This window comes from Thermoanaerobacter sp. YS13, assembly GCF_000806225.2.
In the GTDB taxonomy this organism is placed as follows: domain Bacteria; phylum Bacillota; class Thermoanaerobacteria; order Thermoanaerobacterales; family Thermoanaerobacteraceae; genus Thermoanaerobacter; species Thermoanaerobacter uzonensis.
The window spans coordinates 267,741-286,532 of sequence record NZ_JOOI01000002.1 but is presented as its reverse complement, the minus strand read 5'-3'; the positions used below and the strand labels follow the sequence as shown (position 1 = coordinate 286,532).

The following is an 18,792-nucleotide window of genomic DNA, read 5'->3' as shown; positions in this document are numbered from 1 at the left end:
AAAAGGTTTTGGCAAAAGATTGATAAAGGGGAGATAGAATATGAAAATTGGTGTTCCCAAAGAGGTAAAAACTGCAGAGGCTCGTGTGGCTATTACTCCTGCGGGAGTAGAGGCATTTGTCAAAAATGGTCATGAAGTATACATTGAAAAAGATGCAGGAATAGGAAGTGGCATAACAGATGATGAATATGTAAAAGCTGGCGCTAAAATACTTTCTACTGCAAAAGAAGTATTTGATGTAGCAGATATGATAATGAAAGTAAAAGAACCACAGCCAAGCGAATACGACTATTTCAAAGAAGGACAGCTTCTTTTTACTTATCTTCATTTAGCACCTGATAAACAACAAACACAAGCCTTGTTAAAGAAAAAAGTAGTAGGAATTGCTTATGAAACAGTACAATTAGATAATGGAGCTCTTCCTCTTTTGACTCCCATGAGCGAAGTAGCTGGAAGGATGTCGGTGACAATAGGAGCTTATCTTCTCACCAACATAAATGAAGGAAGAGGAATTGTAATGGGAGGAGTCCCAGGAGTAGAGCCAGCAGAAGTAGTAATAATAGGTGGAGGAACAGTAGGTACAAATGCAGCAAAGGTAGCTATGGGGATGGGAGCAAGAGTTACAATATTGGATGTAAATCCAGCAAGACTTGCTTATCTTGATGATATATTTAGCGGACGAGTTACAACTTTGATGTCAAATAGTTTTAATATTGCTCAGAGTGTAAAAAAAGCTGACTTGTTGATAGGAGCAGTTTTGATACCTGGAGCAAAGGCACCAAAGCTTGTGACAGAGGAAATGGTAAAGACAATGAAAAAAGGGGCAGTAATAGTTGATGTTGCAATAGACCAAGGTGGTTGTATAGAGACCTGTGATAGAACAACTTCCCACAAAGATCCATACTTTATAAAACATGGAGTAGTACATTATTCCGTGCCAAACATTCCGGGGGCAGTGCCAAGGACTTCTACTTTTGCCTTAACTAATGTAACTTTGCCCTATGCCTTGGAGATAGCAAATAAAGGATATAAGAAAGCTTTACTTGAGAATAAAGCGCTGCTGAAAGGACTCAATGTCTACAAAGGAATGGTAACCTATAAACCTGTTGCAGAAGCGCAAGGTGTAGAGTATGTTGATCCTGTTGAAGCTTTAGATAAAGAGTAAAATTTTCTAAATGAAAATATCTACCTCTCACAAAGAAATTTGTGGGAGGTTTTTTGTTGTTTACTAAAAAATCTCATGTTATAATTTTTGTAAAGTTAAAATCTCAATAGGCGGTGGAAAAATGTCTGAAACTTTATTATATAAAAATTACAATCCGCGTTTAAGAAGAAAAAACGAAAACAGAATTTTTGGTAAAGAAAATATTGGAGGGAAAGCTTCAGGACTTTGTTTTGCAGAAGAAGTATTAGAAAAATATAACGATGTTTTTAAACAGAGTGTAAAAATACCTGAAAGTTTTTTTATAGCTACTGATTATTATCAAATGTTTTTAGATTATAATAATTTGAATGATATAACGGAAGATACTCCTTATGAGGAAGTAGAAATGAGATTTAGAGAAGCTAAATTTCCCCCAGAATATATAAAAGTACTGATAGAGATTTTAAATAAAATGTATTATCCTTTAGCTGTAAGGTCTTCCTCTTTACTAGAAGATAATGCAAAATATTCTTTCGCTGGTAAGTATTATACCACTTTTATTCCTAACAAAGGTACAGATAGAGAAAGGCTTAAACAATTAGAAAAAGCTATCAAAGAGATTTATGTAAGCGTATATGGCCCAGATGCCGTCGCATATAGGAGAAAACATGCTCCTGATCAAAAAGAATTAATGGGGGTAATTGTGCAACAACTAATAGGAGCCCAAAAGGGAGTATATTTTTATCCAGAGGTTTCTGGAGTAGGCTTCTCTCGAAACTACAGGCGGTGGACTGACAGAATTAAAATAGAAGATGGGGTTGTGAGATTAGTTTTTGGCTTAGGGACAAAGTGTACAGGTAGAGGATATGCGAGAATTTTTTCTCTTACTAATTTGAGACTAAGGCCCGAAGGAAATAATCCAAAAGAAATAGCCAAAAATTCCCAGGAAGCTTTTGATGTGCTAAATTTAATTACAGGGGAAGTTGAGACCTACAACATAAATGAAGCACCGCAATTTTTAACATATCACGATAAAATAGGTGATATTGCCCAAATATACTCAAAAAGAGAAAATGCTATTTTTGATATCAATGTACTGAATAACAGCAATGATGTTTTAAACAAATATATTTTTACTTTCGAAAACTTTCCGAGGAGACACAGAGGATTTTTTAACATAATCTCTAATTTGTTTAAATATTTTGAGGAAGAAATGGGAATGGCAGTTGACATTGAATTCACTTATGACTTAAAAAAAGGCGAATTTTATCTTCTCCAAACACGACCATTGAGCTCTTATGAGAGTTTCAGGAAGGTCCACATTCCTAAAGATATTGAAAAAAAATGTGTCTTGTTGAAAGGGGATAGAATGCTTACAAACGGCATCTTGAAAAACGTAAAATATATAGTATACGTAGACCATGAAGTTTATAGCCAATATAAAGATAAACACGAAATTGCAAGAATAATAGGAAGACTCAATAAAAGTATAGGAGATAGATACATTCTTGTAGGTCCGGGAAGATGGGGTTCCTCTAATCCCTATTTAGGGGTACCTGTTATATACAACGAAATATCTAATGCTGCTATGATTGTAGAAATTGGAATAAAAAATGGCGATTTTATGCCAGAGCTTTCTTATGGAACTCACTTTTTTGCTGATTTAGATATTGATAACATTTTATACATGCCGGTGTTTGATGGTTATGAAAATAATATTTTCAATGAAGAATGGTTTAAAAGGGGGACATATATTGACACGGCTGTCAAAATATTCGAAGGACGATTTGATGCTTATTTAGATGGAGACAAAATGATAGGGTATGTTATTTCTCATGAAAAATGAGTCGATTTATGTATAAAAATAACAAAAAATGAGACTTAAGTCCTATTTAAAGTACCAAAATAATGTAATATAATTTAAACTGTAAGAATGATTCCCCTTTTCCCCATAAAATTTAATATATTCTGCACCCCCAACCCAATGTAGGCTGCTTTAAAGCAGCTGTTTTTTTTGTTTTTGCTAAAGTTTAGCCTTTAAAATGCCGATAAATAAGATTGGAATAGTGTTTTGAGAATTGTTTCACATAGAACATTTTACCATTTATTCATAAATCTGAGAGGAGCATGTCGAATGAAGAGATTTTTGTCATTGGTTATTGCTGTAAGCATGATATTGTCACTTTTCCCGGGAAATATGTCGAAAGCATATGGAGCATATTCTCCAAATATAACATCGGTAGCTTCTTTGAGATTAGATGGGACAATGGCATCTCCTGCTAAAGGTCCTGTTGACCAATACACTGACATAAAAATTACAGGAAGCGGTTTTGTTACATACGACACAAATGGCAATGTAGTCTCTTCTGTCAGTGCAGTTTACATTGATTCACCCATAGATTCCAATAAGCTCACAATACTAAGTGCAAATGAAAATACAATTTATGCAAAAGTTCCCCCAGCGTCTAAAATTGGTCTTAGCCCAGATACTCCTTATACTATAATAGTTCAGCGAAGTGACGGACAGAGTGCAGCTATATTTAATGGCTTTACATATATAAATAACCCATATATTTCAAAAGTAGCTCTTGATAACTTTATTACACTTGTCAAAGATTCCAATGGCAATATTATAAGCAGAACTACAAAGTCATATATAAGAATGGAAGGAAGTTATTTAAATGACATAGGATTAGCTCAGATCAACGGAGAAACAGCTTCAGTTGTTTCGCAAAGCGGTTCTGTGCTTATTACGACTATTCCTCAAAACATTAACATAGACCCTACAACTTTATACACTGTAAATGTCACAAATATATACCGTGGGCGTTCTAATACAGTGCAAACGAATATTTATGCTGTAAATCAAGACATAACAGGATTATCTCAGTATACTGTCATTGTAGGAGATACAATTACTATATATGGTCATGGTTTTTCCACTCTTGGTAGCGGATTTAAAGTGTATGTAGGAGCGAATCTTGTAAATTCTTCAGATGTAAATATAGTAAGCGATACTGAAATGACTGTAAAGGTTCCTGCTCCTAAAGATACGACACTTGAGTATCAAAATATTGATATTGTCGCAGCTGACGGTTCTACTGCTACTTTAGTTGATGCTTTAAAAATAATACCTACACCTGCTGTAATTACCATAGATAATATTACTCCAAATGCAGGTTCTGTATCAGGAGGAACAAAAGTTATAATTGTAGGACAAAATTTGAGAGAAGATTTAATAGTAAAATTCGGTGGGGTTGTAGCAAAAAGTGTACAAAGCATCACTTTGCCTGGTCTTACAGCAAATCAGCGTGCTATACAAGTTACTACGCCTCCTTACAGTAAGTCCGGTCCTGTGGATGTGAGTTTAGTTGACCCTATTACAGGGTATACTGTAACCAAACAAAATGGATTTTTCTACCTTGCTGTTGAAGATACTATGGTAGTTGTTGATATGAATCCCGACCACGGATATGAAAACGGAAACACAGATGTAACACTATGGGGATTTAATTTTCAAAGAAGCGATGACCCGTCCATTTACACTGCTAATTCTGACAACACAGAGATAACTTATACCAATACAAATTACACTTACAAAGACCCTGCAACAGGAAATTTAGTGGTAGGTTCCAGAGAAAGAAAACTTTATGTCACTTTTGGCGGTAACAAAGCCCAGATAAAAAGCATATTCAATCCTGGAACAGGACAACAAACTTTGAATGTGTTGTCTCCTAGTGTGACACTTAATCCCCCTGGACAAGATATGCCAGTAGATGTGGTTGTTACAGTGGAAACGACTATAAAAGATGTTAATGGAAATGTAGTTATGCAGTACTCTGAACAGAGCTCTCCACCTACAAAATTTACTTACAATCCATTGCCTTCAAATCCCCAAATTTTAAGCATATCACCTGGTTCGGGAAGCCGTGCCGGTGGAGATACAGTGATTATTCAGGGATTTGATATAAGGCCTGGTGTACAAGTATACTTTGGGGATAAATTAGCCACTGTTAAAGATTTAACAACTGGTGGAGACAATAAGTCAGTGCTTACAGTTATTTCGCCACCATCTACTGCTTTGGGTTATGTAGACGTAAAAGTTGTAAATAAGGATGCGGATGCCAATAGAGGCTTTGCAATTTACCCAAAAGGCTATTATTACTATACTGCTCCTTCTATAAGCAATATTTTTACAAATTTTGGTTCAAAATATGGTGGTAACTTTATTACAATAACAGGTAGTGATTTTTATGTAGGGCAGACAGTCATAGATGGGGTGTATATGGCTAAATATCCTGATGTAAGAATTGGAAATATTCAATTAAAAGTAATTTCTGTTGAAGACAAAGATGGCAATATAATAGATGGAAAGAAACTTAACATAGGTATAAAGATTAAAGCTATAGTACCTGAAACACAAGTACCTTATACAGTTGGATGGCAAGACGTGACAATTCAAAATTACGATGGCATAAATGGTACTGTAGGCGGAAGTGTGACTTTGCAAAATGCTTTTGAGATAAAAGATACTCAAAAGAATCCGACTATTACCTCCGTTGACCCTAGTAAAGGTCCTACAAAAGGTGGCACACCTATCAAAATCATGGGAAGCAACTTTGAAAAGGGAAGCATAGTTACAATAGATGGAGTACAGGCAACCGTCACAAAAGTCTTAGGTGGCAATACTGAAATAGATGCGACTACGCCACCGGGGACATTGGGCAAAAAAATTGTTCAAGTTGTAAATCCTTCTGACGGCGGTACAGCGACATTAGTAGATGGATTTGAATATCTTTTGATTGAAACAAAGCCCCAGATAACTAAAGTTGTTCCTAATTACGGTGGCAAAGGGACACTTGTGTACATTTTTGGAAGCGACTTTTCACTGAAAGTTGGGGATAGCGAAGGAGCAAAAGCTTATATAGGAGATACTGTTCTTGAAGATGTGTATGTAATAAATGACACAACAATTACAGGAATAATACCCGACATGAAGTATTCTGGTCTTTACGATATAAAAGTTGTAAATCCTGATACTGCTCAAGCTGTGGCTCCCGAAAAGTTCCATTTCCTTGTACCAGAAAGTAATCCAATAATAACTTCTGTATACCCAAACTTTGGTACAGTAAAGGGTGGCACTTCTATCTTGATTGAAGGTAGCGATTTTAGAAGGGGGGCAGAGGTATTTATAGGAGGCAACAAAGCAACAAATGTAAGCGTAAGTCCTGATGGAAAGACGATAACCGCTACTACTCCTCCAGGAGCTCCAGGTAAAACTTATGTAACTGTTGTAAACTATGATGGCGGTAATTACACTTATGGACTTCATGAAGGGGAAAGCGGGTTTACATATGTTGTGCCCAACAGCCAGCCTGTTATTACAAAGATAGAACCTAATAGTGGCTCTACTTATGGAGGACAAGAAGTGACCATATATGGTCAAGACTTCAGAATTTCCAAAGACGAAAATGGAAATATACTAAAAGATGAAAACGGCAATCCAATAGGTCCTGAAGTATATTTTGGAAATGTCAAAGCGGAGAAGGTCACTTATATTGATTATGGAACTTTAAAAGTCATTACACCTCCTAACACCCCTGGAAAAGTGAGAGTAACTGTTGTAAACTATGATGCAGGGCTTGGGTACCTTGACAATGGATATACCTATATTCAATCAAAACCTCAGATTAAAGAAGTTATACCTCCAAAGTTTGATAAGGCTGGAGGGACTTATGGTATTATCATAGGAAGTGATTTTGCAGTTTCTGTCTATGATAACGGCAAATTGATAACAGTGGGTTCTTCTGTTTATATTGATGGAGCTTTAGTGCAGGATGTAAAAGTTATAGACAGTACAATGATAAAATTTACTGCTCCTCCAGTGGACAAAATAGGCATGAAGGAATTAAAGGTGGTAAATCCAGATGGAGGAACTGCTGTATTTAAAATAGAGTATGTATCTCCAAACTCACATCCTTTGATAACCTCTATAACTCCCAATAAAGGCAGTATTAATGGGGGCACTTATGTAACTATCAAAGGACAAGACTTTAGAGAAAAAGTTAAAGTGTATTTCGATGCCTATGAAGCGAAAGTAGTTGCGAATACCTCTGATACTATTACTGTAATCACTCCTGCTGCAGATCCGCAGAAAGACTTAGACCGTCTTGTGGATGTGATGGTGTTTAATGTTGATGACGGAGGAAGTTATACTTTAAAGGAAGCGTTTATGTATATTGCTACAGAGTCCAATCCGAAGATAACTTCTATTACTCCTAATACAGGGTCTACAAAAGGAGGAGAAACAGTAACCATAACAGGTGATGACTTTAGACAGGGTGCAAGAGTGTTTTTTGGAGATGCAGAAGCTTATAATGTAATTGTTAAAAATTACAGCACAATCGTTGTGACAACCCCAGGGCATGCAGAGGGAAAAGTAGATGTAATCGTAAGAAATCCCGATTATGCGAATGCTGTTTTACCTCAAGGTTTTACCTATGTGCAAACTGTACCGGATAGTCCGGTAGGCTTTTGGGCTGAATCAATAGCCGGTAACGACCATGCATTGTATTTACATTGGTCAGAGGCAAAAGGAGCAAAATACTATGAAATCTATGGTAAGACAGCTAATTCGGCAGATTACAAATTCATCGCTGCAACAGATAAATTGGAATATTACGTGACAAATCTTTCGCCAAATACTACTTACTCTTTTATTATGAGAGCTGTAAATGATTTGGGCCCCAGTGATTTTGTGTACACTTATGCTACTACTGATACTTCTTCTAACAGCAAATATGATGCTTCTGTGACAGGAGTAGAAAATGATACTACTTATGCGACAGCAAATGGTTCTCTGGTCATGACATTAGGAGATGATGTTTTAAATTCAGCTATTTACAAAATTAATTTGACAGGTTACCAATATAAAAATGTAAGCAAATGGGTTATAAATATACCGTCTAAATATAAAAGTAAAACTTCTACTATATGGATTATAATGCCTGGATTTAATATAAAATTTACCCTTAATAGTCTCTACCTCTCAGGAGATTATGACAGAATAACAATAAATAAGTTATCGGATAAAACTTATGACGAAATATCAAGAAATATGTCAAAAGGCTATAAGATATTATCTGACATTTATGACATAAGTTATGAAAAAATTGACGGCGATAGGACAAGTAGTTATCCATATTTTTACAATAAAGTAAGTGTAACGTTAAATGTTGACAAAAATAGACTTGGCAATAGAAATATAAATTTTTCAAAACTTTTATATATAACTTCATCGATCAGCACTAGTACAGATACTGGGTTTACAGTAGTAAGGACTGGTATATCAAACATGATAGTGGACAATGCATTGAATAATATATCAGGTGATATATCTTATCCAGGCAGGTTAGCTGTTATTTATTGAGGAGTGAGAAGGTTGAAAAAGATATTTACAATTTTACTTACAATAATTCTCTTTATTTCGAATAGTATTTATGTTTATGCTTCAGCTTCTTCTGTATATTATGGTACAGAGAATGCGCAAAGCATTTATTACAGTATGTCCTTCAAAGATATAAAAAATAGCTTTGCTAAAAATGATATAATGAAAATGGCAGCTCTTTCGGTTATTAGAGGTGGAGGAAATCAAAAATTTTATCCTAAAAGCTATTTAAAAAGAGAAGAGGCAATTGCATATCTTATAAGACTAATGGGACTGGAAGAGCAAGTACAGAAGATGCCTATATCCTCCTCTACTGCAGTAGGAGGGAGTAACCCTTCTACTGCTAATTCTAATCAGATTGGGCAAAATAATGCTTCTTCTCAATCAGGTCCCAAAGTAGATTCCTGGGCACAGGGAATAATTGATGTGGCGGTGAAAAATAATCTTTTAAGTAAACAGGATATGACTTTGGATTTTACAGCAAATGCTACAAGAGAAGAGGTTGCCTATTGGATAGCAAAAGGATTGAACCTCACCCCAATTTATGGGAAGGATTTACAAAAAGTTTATGCCTTTTCTGATGCTAAAAGTTTCAATGCCGATTATATGCCATATATTGAAGCAGTTTTAAAAAGTGGAATAATGACAGGTTACGATAATAATAAATTTGGACCTAAAAACAGCATAAGCCGAGAAGAGATAGCATCAGTTTTGAATAGAGCTTTTAACTTGGGATATAAACTAATGGGCTATTCAATACTAAATGCTACAGTGCAGGATATACTTTACGAAAAGGATCCTGGGGAAAATAGTGTAAAGAAAGCTTTTGTTCTTCTCAATAATAAAGGGCAAAATGAGTATATTGTGGTTCAAGGAACTTATTCCTCAAAAGGAATAGTTCATAATTCAGATTTTTTGACTATTAGCAGTGGTGTTCCTTCTTTTTCTGATTCTATTGAAAAAGGGGATAATGTGAATTTTTATCTAAGCGGTCAAAATGTGATATTTGCTGAAAAAGAACCTGTAATTCAGAGTACTTTGTACGGAGAGATAAAAGACATATCTGCTTCTAATATAACACTTACATCTGAATCAGGATTTGAGTATGTATTTTCTTACAACCCTAATACAAAAATCTATATAAATGATTATCCTGCTTCTATAAAAGATTTACGATATGGTCAAATAGCTACAGTATACCTTAATGGTAATACTGCCTATGTTATAAATGTTGAATATGAGGACTTAGGAGCTGGGAAAATCGATACAGGTTCGAGGCAAGTAACGGGAAGCATAATAGCTATAGAGAAACAAGATAATGGCATAAATATTAAATTAGACAATGGACAATTTTACTCTATTGCTTATGATGTACCTGTTATAAAAGATGGAAATATTGTGTCTTTGTCTTCAATAAAAGAGGGAGACTATGTAAATTTGTATTTTGATGACCCTTATACAAATGCACCCATCAAGGTGTTAGTAGAAAATGGATATCACAAAGTTTACTATATCATAAGAGGAAATCTCGGAAGTTTACTGGCTTCTAACAATTCTATTTCAATAAACAATGTGGAGAAGTATTATCAAGGTACGTGGCAAAGGGCAAATAATTTTGCTTATTATTCTTTAGATGGTACTAAAATATATTACAATGGCTTTGAAATTAGCAAAGAAGACCTTAAAAATTATAGAGGGAATCAAATTTATGCTGCAGTTGAGAATCACTTTGGGACAAATTCGATTACCTTTATATGCATAACTCCAAATTTTACAATGAATTACAGTGGCATTGCAAATTTTGACACTCAATCGATGATTCTTACATTAAATGATGGGAGAAAAGTAACTGTAAATGACAGCACAATTATTATAAAAAATGGAATGAAAGTGCCCTATTTATCACTTACGGGTCAAAAACAAGTTTATGTGTCTTTTTCTCAAAGTGATAGAGGTTTGTACGCTAATTTTATATCAATAATTGATAACATATATCCAGATTACTATTATGCAAAAGGTTTTATAAACGGTGCAACATCAAATTCTATCACTGTTGGCAATTACTTATATACAACTTGGTCATATCAAGCATATGGTTATTATACTATACAAAATAATCAATGGAGTATTGTAGGAGGCACAAAAACTTTCTATGTGGGAGATAAAACTTATATAGTTGACAATAGAGATAAAGATTCAAAAGTCATACTATATACAGACCTTTTAGATGTAAAATACGGGAAATCTAAATATGATTCTGCCCATGTATATGTAGTTTCTGACGGTGACAATGCTATTGCGATAAACATTATGAATTCCACGGGGCAAGAAAGAGTGTCTACTGCTGATGTTGCATTTATTGACGGTACCAAGTTGACTCTAAATAATGTAAATGACTGGAATGAATTAAATGGGGTTTGGAATTTGAATACCTCTCTTGACACAATAGATGTGTCAAAAGCAGTAATAGTTAAAAATGGACAGGCAGTAAATATAAGTTCTATAAATCCGGGAGATTCACTTTATATTATAAGGAATGGATCATTTGCTGTTATTGTAACGGTGAAGTAAGAAAAACATTGGGGGAATTGCAATGAAAAAAATTATAGGGTTATTTATAATATTCACTCTTTTGATTCCTTTTCCTATTCAGGTTTTTGCCAATGATGCAGGTTTTGAAGGTGGTATTGCCAATGAGCAAGAATACAAAGAAGTTGTATTTATAACGGGACAACCTATTATATTTAGTGGTGTTCTTAAAATTAATCAATCTGTAAGAGGTGATACTACTACAACAACCTATAGGTATGACCTTGCTGCCGATTCAGGAGACAAACTCACGCGTTCCCTTACTTTTGTTACCCAAGAAACAAAGAAACCTGAATACAACCAAGTGATTAGTCAGACTACTCTTAAAACATATACTGAAAACATAAAAATAGGGGGAAATACTTACACTTTAGATAGAAATAATGGATATATATACTCGGGTTCTGAAGTAAAAAGCATAAACCCTGGTGTAACTTACTATGCTGGTAACTATTCAGGCGTAAAATTATACAGGGTCAATGGTAATAAAGGGACTGTAAAAGTGACTATAGATGATAAAACAGTAGGATTTATTCATAAATACGGAAGTGCTGACACACATCAAATAAATTATTTAATCGAAAGCACAATGGGGTCAAATGGAGAAGTAAAAAAATGGGTTGGAGAGGCTCATGTAACTGTATCTTTTACTGATAAATCCAGTATTGAATATGAGGAAAATGACCCTCAATATATAAGTTTTAGGGGTGGATATCTTTTAAGGCGAAATAGCGGTGACATGATGGATTACTCTTATAACCTCCCAAAACTAGATGATAACGGCGATGAAATAGGAAGAAACATAGGAAGTGGAAGTTTGAAACTTGATGGCGTGCCATTCGAAGATAGATTGGTGGTTCCGCAGGTTAAAGACATAAACGGAACATGGGGAAAAGAGGATATTAAAAAATTGATGAGTATGGAAGTATTTCCCAATGACTCAGAATACTTTGGTCCTAAATTTCCCATATTGCGCTCAGACTTTACTGTTGCAGTATCAAAAGCAATTGGCTTAAAACCTTATGAACCGCCCAAAACTACACTTTATTCAGCAAGAAACAAAAATGTTATAGAAATTTCACCTTTTATTGATATATCTACTACTGATCCGAATTATGGATATATAAAAGCGGCTAGTGATACAGGGCTTATCTCAGGCACTGCTCCAAATCAATTTAGTCCTTCTAAATCTCTTACTCGTGCTCAAGCAGCAGTGATATTTATAAGAGCTTTGGGGCTTGAGAACCTTGCTCCTTTAGGGAATTTTAATACCGGTTTTTTAGATGACTACGCCATACCATTGTGGGCAAAAAGAAGTATTTATGTAGCACGAGAGATAGGACTTCTATCAGGTGATGAATACGGCCGGTTTAACCCTGATAGCTATGTAACTAGAGAAGAAGCTGCTTCAATGATATCGAGGATGATAAACTTTATGATGAACGACCTTACTTTTGATTATGTAATGAGGATATTAAATTATCATAATTAAGATAAGGGAGAAATCCCTTTTTTTGTAGACAGAGGTAGGAGTGACAAGAAGGCTTAATTAGATAGAATAAATGCGTATATAAAAACATATATTTTATTGAGTACGTTAAGTTTCGGAGGTAGAAGATGAAATATGCCTTTTATGGAATTTTCTTTATATTTTTTAGTTTAATAATTTTACCTTCTATAATAGTTTTTGGGTTTAATTCTCACAAAACTTCCTCAACATCTTTAAGTGAGGTCAAACTTATTGATGGAGGAAAGCTAGTAAAATTAGATAATTTAGGTAATACAAATTTGTACCATACAGTGAATGTCTTTATAACAAATCAAAACAAAATCAGGAAAATGGATTTAGAAGAGTATGTAAAAGGAGTAGTTGCTGCAGAAATGCCTGCAGAATTTGAAATGGAAGCTTTAAAGGCCCAAGCTGTTGCAGCGAGGACTTATGCGCTCTCAAAAGAAATAGCTTTGGGAGGTAGGGGTTGTGAATTGCATCCAGGGGCTGATGTGTGTACTGATTCGGAACATTGCCAAGCATGGCAATCTGAGGATGAGTTGAGGCAAAAGTGGGGAGGAAATTTTGATAAATACTATGCTAAAATATCTCAAGCAGTAGAAGATACAAAAGGGCTTGTATTAGTTTACGATGATGCTTTAATTGTGCCAGCTTATCATGCTATAAGTGGAGGAAAAACAGAAAATTCTGAGGAGGTATGGCATAGCAAAATTCCCTATTTAAGAAGTGTTGTTTCTCCTGGAGAAGAAGTAGCATCAAAATACAAAACTACTGTTGTGGTATCAAAAGAGGAATTTATAAATAAATTAAAACAAAAAGAGCCTTCTTTGAAGTTGAATAGTAGCAATATTTTAAATCAAGTAAAAGATGTAGAAAAAACACAAGCTGGGCACGTTAAAACGTTGAAAATAGGGAATATAACCTTTAGCGGAGAAGAAATAAGGGAGGTATTTAATCTAAACTCTACAAATTTTAGCTTTGAGGCACAAGGAAATAACATTGTAATAACTGTCATAGGCTATGGTCACGGAGTGGGAATGAGTCAATATGGAGCAAATGCATTGGCAAAACAGGGTAAAAAATTTGATGAAATATTGAAATACTATTATACAGGAGTAGAAATAGTAAAAATCGAAAATTTATTAAAAATACAGCACTGATAAAGTGCTGTATTTTTTGTATAAATAATTAAGTTAGTGGTTAAAATACCATTTGGAGGTGAAAAATGTGAGAATAAACAGGGAAAATTTAATAAGATTTTTTGATAGAAGGGGTTTTTACATAGTATTATTTTTATCTATAGTAGTGATAGCTGCTACATCAATATATGTTACTAATAATAATTTAAAAAAATTAGAAGAACTCAGAAAAGCACAGCAAGAAGAAATTAATTCGGCTATTGAAAGTGATTGGGGTTATAAAAGAGAACTAGCGCAAGCTCAGGGAAAAAAAGAACAGCAAAATAATTCTACAACTGTTATCAGTCAACAAGAAGAAAGTAACATATCTGACAAAAAAGAAAATCTTCAACCAGTAACAAAAAATAGTGACGAAGTTAAAAGTTCAGGGAAAAATGATAGTTTAACAAACAATAAAATAACAACTGCTATGGCAACTAATACGTCTACTATAAAAAAGGATAATAATTTATCTTCTGCGAAATTAGTTTTACTGAAACCTATAAATGGAGACATAATATTAGAATTTGCCAAAGATAAGCTTGTATTTTCAAAGACTCTTCAAGAATGGACAACTCATAAAGGTGTAGATATTGGATCAAACTTAGGAGAACCTGTATTGTCAGCTATGGATGGAATTGTGACAAAAGTATACAAAGATCCAAAATTAGGGAATACTGTTGTTATAAAAAATGGAAAATGGGAAACGCGGTATGCAAATTTAGACGATGAGATTTTAGTAAAGGAACAAGAAAAAATAGCAAGAGGACAGCAAATAGGGAAAATAGGAGCATCGGCAAAGTTTGAAGTTGGAGAAGGCCCCCACTTACATTTTGAACTTTTAGAAAATGGAGTACCTGTTGATCCAATAGCTTATTTTAAATAAAAATACCTGTTTAAGAAAGACTTGAATATTTCCCGCATTCAAGTCTTTTTTGTTTTTATAAATATTCTAATGGCTTTGTTTTGGCATATACATATTAATGAGATTTGAAAAATTTAAAGGGGGTTTTAGTTTTGAAAGATTACATAGAAGAAAGAACTTTGGAAATATCAAAATACATAATAGAACACAAAGCAACGGTAAGAGAAGCTGCAAAGGTTTTTGGAGTTAGCAAAAGCACAGTTCACAAAGATGTAACAGAAAGGCTTCCTGATATAAATTTTGAATTATATAAAGAAGTGAGAGAGATTCTGAGTAAAAATAAAGCAGAAAGGCATATAAGAGGAGGAAAAGCCACCAAAATAAAATATCAAAAAATGAACAATAAATTTTAAGAAAATAAAAGAGGATTTTGTAAATTTGTAGCGAATTAATAAATTGATAATAAATTAAACATTTCGGCATCGATGTCGATAATTTAAATAGATGCCATTTTTGTCGAAATACATAAGAAAGGTGTGTTTGGATGTTTGCGATCTCTAAGGATATCGGAATTGACCTTGGCACGGCATCTGTCCTGGTCTACATCAAAGGGGAAGGGATTGTTTTAAAAGAACCATCAGTTGTAGCAATTGATAGAACTACTAATAAAATTCTTGCAGTTGGCGAAGAAGCACAAAGAATGGTAGGCAGGACGCCAGGGAATATATTAGCTATAAAGCCTCTAAGGGCGGGAGTAATTTCTGACTATGAGATTACAGAGAAAATGCTTCGGTATTTTATAAACAAATCCTGCGGGGGAAGGTTTTTATTAAGACCGAAAATAATGATTTGTATTCCAAGTGGCGTAACACAGGTAGAAAAAAGAGCTGTCATTGATGCAGCATTACAAGCAGGAGCGCGAAAAGCTTATCTCATCGAAGAACCTATTGCAGCAGCCATAGGAGCAGGATTAGATATATCACAGCCAAGTGGAAATATGATTATAGACATTGGGGGAGGCACCACTGACATAGCTGTAATTTCTTTGGGGAGTTCAGTGGTGTCTAAAAATATTAAAGTAGCAGGTGATAATTTTGATGGGGCAATTATCCGTTACATGAGGAAAAAGTATCACATCATAATAGGAGAAAGAATGGCAGAAGAAATAAAAATAAATATAGGTACTGCCTATTTTGATGGCAAAGAAGAGAAAATGCTAGTAAAAGGGAGAAGCTTAATATCTGGTTTGCCTCAAAATGTAGAAGTGACTTCCAGTGAAATATGTGAAGCATTAAAAGAGCCTCTTGAAGAAATTGTTGAAGCTGTACACAGTGTATTAGAAAGAACACCTCCTGAATTAGCGGCGGACATAAGTGACAAAGGGATAGTACTCACGGGGGGCGGAGCGTTGCTAAAAGGAATGGACAGGCTTTTAAGGGAAAGGATGAATACACCTGTATATCTTGCAAATGACCCTATAAGTTGTGTGGCTTTAGGTACAGGGAAAGCATTGGATTCTCTTGAATTATTAGAAAAATCAGAAACTGTAATTGATGTATACAAAATCGATAAATAAGAAGGTGATTTTATGTTAAGAGGGCTTTACACTGCCTCTTCGGGGATGATTACCCAAACTAAGATAATGGATGTTTTGGCGAATAATCTTGCAAATGTTAATACAGTAGGATATAAAAGAGATGTGGTAGTTACTTCCTCTTTTCCAAATTTTGAAGTAACAAGACATGGGGGTGATAACATCCCTCCTAATGGGAAAATTGGAAGAATAGATTACGGAGTGTTAGTTGATACTTTTCATACAAATTTTGAAGAAGGGGCTTTTTCTCAAACCAATGGTAAGTTAGACTTTGCAATAGATGGCAATGGGTTTTTTGTGGTAAATACCCCTAATGGTCAAAGGTATACAAGGGATGGCTCTTTTACTTTATCCAAAGATGGGTATTTAGTTACACAAGAAGGATATATTGTAGAAGGGGAAAATGGGCCTATAAAGTTGTCACAAGGAGAAATTTCTGTTAATGAGATGGGTAATATAATAAACAATGGACAATTGGTGGACAGGCTTAGAATTGTGGATTTTGATAATTATGATGGTTTAAGAAAGGAGGGCAATAATTTATTTTTTATAGATAACAGTACCAATGTACAAGTTATTCCTGCAACAGGAAAAATAAAACAGGGATTTTTAGAACAATCAAATGTGAATTCTGTTAAAGAAATGGTAAATATAATAAGCGTGATGAGAAATTATGAATCGAATCAGAAGGTGGTAATTGCTTTTGATGAAACTCTTGGAAAAGCTGTTAACGAAGTTGGAAAAGTATAAGGAGGGTAAAAGCTTATGATGAGAGCTTTGTGGTCTGCCGCATCTGGCATGACGGCTCAACAACTTAATGTAGATGTCATTTCGAATAACCTTGCAAATGTGAATACTACCGCTTTTAAGAGAGATAGAGCAGAATTTAAGGATTTAATATACCAAACTTTGCAAAGAGAAAACGTATATGGTGGACAAGGTAAACCTGTCAATATGCAAGTAGGAGTAGGTGTAAGACCTTCGGCAATTGTAAAAGATTTTACTGAAGGAAGCCTCCAGCAGACAGAGAATCCTTTGGATTTGGCACTGGATGGAGAAGGCTTTTTTGCTGTGTTAGGACCAGATGACAAAGTTTATTACACGAGAGATGGGAGTTTTAAATTAAGTGCTGACGGTAACACTTTAATGCTTGTAACTGCCGACGGTTATCCTGTATTAGATAACAGTGGTAATCCCATAGTTTTTGACAGCACTGAAAAAGATATATCAGTATCACCAATGGGCGTGATAAGCGTAAAAAATCCTGACGGAACTACTCAAGAAGTAGCTACTTTAGGAATCTATAATTTTGTCAATCCTCAGGGACTTTTAAGTGTGGGTAGTAATCTCTATGAGCCAACAGAAGCGTCAGGACAGCCTGGTACGAGAGATGACTTTCAAGGAAGAATGGGCAAAGTCATGCAAGGATTTTTAGAAACTTCGAATGTCCAAGTTGTAAAGGAAATGGTGGACATGATTGCCGCACAAAGAGCTTATGAGATAAATTCAAAAGCTATACAAGCAGCTGATGAAATGTTGGGAATTGCAAATAATCTGAGAAGATAGTTTATTGAAAGGGATGACCTTGAATGGAAATAAATCCTGTAAATAACAGTGATATAAATAAATTTCAAATTGATTTGCAAAAAAATGGAAGTTATTTTGAACGAATAATACAACAGGCGATAAAAGACAAAGACAGTCAAAAGCTTAAAGAAGCATGTCAGCAATTAGAGGCAACTTTTATAGGGTTTATGTTAAATGAGATGAGAAAGACAATTCCAGAAGATCCATTGACAGGAGATAGTCTAGCAAATGATATTTTTACTTCTATGTTATATGATAAATATGCTGAAATGTTGGCTCAAAAAGGATCTTTTGGACTGGCTGACCAAATATATAATCAACTTTCTAAAAAAGTTTGAAAGGGCACTTGCCCTTTTTATTTTTCATTTTTTTGTGATATAATCAATGATAAGCTACTGCTTTGTCATATCTTCTAATTCCGCTAAAAAGAGGTGAAGAATAGAGTGGAAAATAAAGACATAAGAAAAATTCTTCCTCATAGATATCCTTTTTTATTAGTGGATAGAATAATAGAAATTGAAGAAGGTAAAAAAGCTGTTGGAATAAAAAATGTGACCGCTAATGAACCTTTTTTTCAGGGGCATTTTCCAGACAATCCTATAATGCCAGGAGTTCTTATTGTTGAGGCATTGGCACAAGTAGCCGGTATTGCTGTTATGAATATAGAAGAGTTTAAAGGTAAATTAGGACTTTTTACAGGTATTGATAAATGTCGCTTCAAAAAAGTGGTGAGGCCTGGTGACCAACTTGTTTTAGAAGTTTTAATAGATTCCATAAAGATGGGGCTTGTAAAAGCTAAAGGTGCTGCAAAAGTTGGAGATGAAGTTGTAGCTACTGCAGAGCTTATGTTTATAATGACTGAAGAAAATTAAGGAGTT

General features: G+C 34.6%; 13 protein-coding genes. All 13 read left to right on the top strand.

Annotated features, from left to right (window positions below; all coding sequences use genetic code 11):
* The first annotated feature begins 40 nt into the window (after positions 1–40).
* The 13 genes from ald (at position 41) to fabZ (ending at position 18,786) form a co-directional block, all read left to right on the top strand.
* Positions 41–1,165 carry an alanine dehydrogenase gene (gene ald, locus THYS13_RS09180; protein ID WP_042834253.1) on the top strand — a complete coding sequence of 375 codons (1,125 nt, stop codon included), beginning with the start codon at positions 41–43 and terminating at the stop codon, positions 1,163–1,165.
* A 121-nt stretch (positions 1,166–1,286) separates the two neighbouring features.
* Positions 1,287–2,990, top strand: a complete 1,704-nt coding sequence (locus THYS13_RS09175) for a PEP/pyruvate-binding domain-containing protein (protein WP_042834252.1) — start codon at positions 1,287–1,289, stop codon at positions 2,988–2,990.
* Between the two features lie 288 nt (positions 2,991–3,278).
* A complete protein-coding gene (locus tag THYS13_RS09170) occupies positions 3,279–8,573 on the top strand; it encodes an IPT/TIG domain-containing protein (RefSeq protein ID WP_042834251.1) in 5,295 nt (1,764 codons plus the stop codon).
* A 12-nt stretch (positions 8,574–8,585) separates the two neighbouring features.
* Complete coding sequence (locus THYS13_RS09165; RefSeq protein WP_042834250.1) at positions 8,586–11,162, top strand: S-layer homology domain-containing protein; 2,577 nt, start codon at positions 8,586–8,588, stop codon at positions 11,160–11,162.
* A gap of 22 nt (positions 11,163–11,184) precedes the next feature.
* Entirely contained in the window at positions 11,185–12,672 is a 1,488-nt protein-coding gene (locus THYS13_RS09160) for an S-layer homology domain-containing protein (RefSeq protein WP_042834249.1), read from the top strand.
* 125 nt (positions 12,673–12,797) lie between these two features.
* The gene (gene spoIID / locus THYS13_RS09155) at positions 12,798–13,850 is read left to right on the top strand and encodes a stage II sporulation protein D (protein WP_042834248.1); all 1,053 of its coding nucleotides are present in this window, start codon (positions 12,798–12,800) and stop codon (positions 13,848–13,850) included.
* A 67-nt stretch (positions 13,851–13,917) separates the two neighbouring features.
* The gene (locus tag THYS13_RS09150; protein WP_042834247.1) at positions 13,918–14,754 is read left to right on the top strand and encodes a M23 family metallopeptidase; all 837 of its coding nucleotides are present in this window, start codon (positions 13,918–13,920) and stop codon (positions 14,752–14,754) included.
* Between the two features lie 131 nt (positions 14,755–14,885).
* Positions 14,886–15,146 carry a sporulation transcriptional regulator SpoIIID gene (gene spoIIID / locus THYS13_RS09145; protein ID WP_009051979.1) on the top strand — a complete coding sequence of 87 codons (261 nt, stop codon included), beginning with the start codon at positions 14,886–14,888 and terminating at the stop codon, positions 15,144–15,146.
* Positions 15,147–15,277: 131 nt separating this feature from the next.
* Positions 15,278–16,309, top strand: a complete 1,032-nt coding sequence (locus tag THYS13_RS09140) for a rod shape-determining protein (RefSeq protein ID WP_042834246.1) — start codon at positions 15,278–15,280, stop codon at positions 16,307–16,309.
* 12 nt (positions 16,310–16,321) lie between these two features.
* Positions 16,322–17,077 (top strand): flagellar basal-body rod protein FlgF, encoded by a 756-nt coding sequence (flgF, locus tag THYS13_RS09135; RefSeq protein WP_042834245.1) that lies wholly within the window; start codon positions 16,322–16,324, stop codon positions 17,075–17,077.
* 15 nt (positions 17,078–17,092) lie between these two features.
* A complete protein-coding gene (flgG, locus tag THYS13_RS09130) occupies positions 17,093–17,893 on the top strand; it encodes a flagellar basal-body rod protein FlgG (protein ID WP_042834244.1) in 801 nt (266 codons plus the stop codon).
* A gap of 23 nt (positions 17,894–17,916) precedes the next feature.
* The gene (locus THYS13_RS09125) at positions 17,917–18,252 is read left to right on the top strand and encodes a rod-binding protein (RefSeq protein WP_042834243.1); all 336 of its coding nucleotides are present in this window, start codon (positions 17,917–17,919) and stop codon (positions 18,250–18,252) included.
* A gap of 105 nt (positions 18,253–18,357) precedes the next feature.
* On the top strand, positions 18,358–18,786 hold the full coding sequence (gene fabZ / locus THYS13_RS09120) for a 3-hydroxyacyl-ACP dehydratase FabZ (RefSeq protein ID WP_003868981.1): 429 nt from the start codon (positions 18,358–18,360) through the stop codon (positions 18,784–18,786).
* The last annotated feature ends 6 nt before the right edge of the window (positions 18,787–18,792 follow it).

Coding starts and splice junctions, on each gene's coding strand:
- THYS13_RS09125 (WP_042834243.1), top strand. CDS start 17,917: ATGGAAATAAATCCTGTAAATAACAGTGATATAAATAAATTTCAAATT.
- spoIID (WP_042834248.1), top strand. CDS start 12,798: ATGAAATATGCCTTTTATGGAATTTTCTTTATATTTTTTAGTTTAATA.
- flgF (WP_042834245.1), top strand. CDS start 16,322: ATGTTAAGAGGGCTTTACACTGCCTCTTCGGGGATGATTACCCAAACT.
- THYS13_RS09175 (WP_042834252.1), top strand. CDS start 1,287: ATGTCTGAAACTTTATTATATAAAAATTACAATCCGCGTTTAAGAAGA.
- ald (WP_042834253.1), top strand. CDS start 41: ATGAAAATTGGTGTTCCCAAAGAGGTAAAAACTGCAGAGGCTCGTGTG.
- flgG (WP_042834244.1), top strand. CDS start 17,093: ATGATGAGAGCTTTGTGGTCTGCCGCATCTGGCATGACGGCTCAACAA.
- THYS13_RS09160 (WP_042834249.1), top strand. CDS start 11,185: ATGAAAAAAATTATAGGGTTATTTATAATATTCACTCTTTTGATTCCT.
- THYS13_RS09140 (WP_042834246.1), top strand. CDS start 15,278: ATGTTTGCGATCTCTAAGGATATCGGAATTGACCTTGGCACGGCATCT.
- THYS13_RS09170 (WP_042834251.1), top strand. CDS start 3,279: ATGAAGAGATTTTTGTCATTGGTTATTGCTGTAAGCATGATATTGTCA.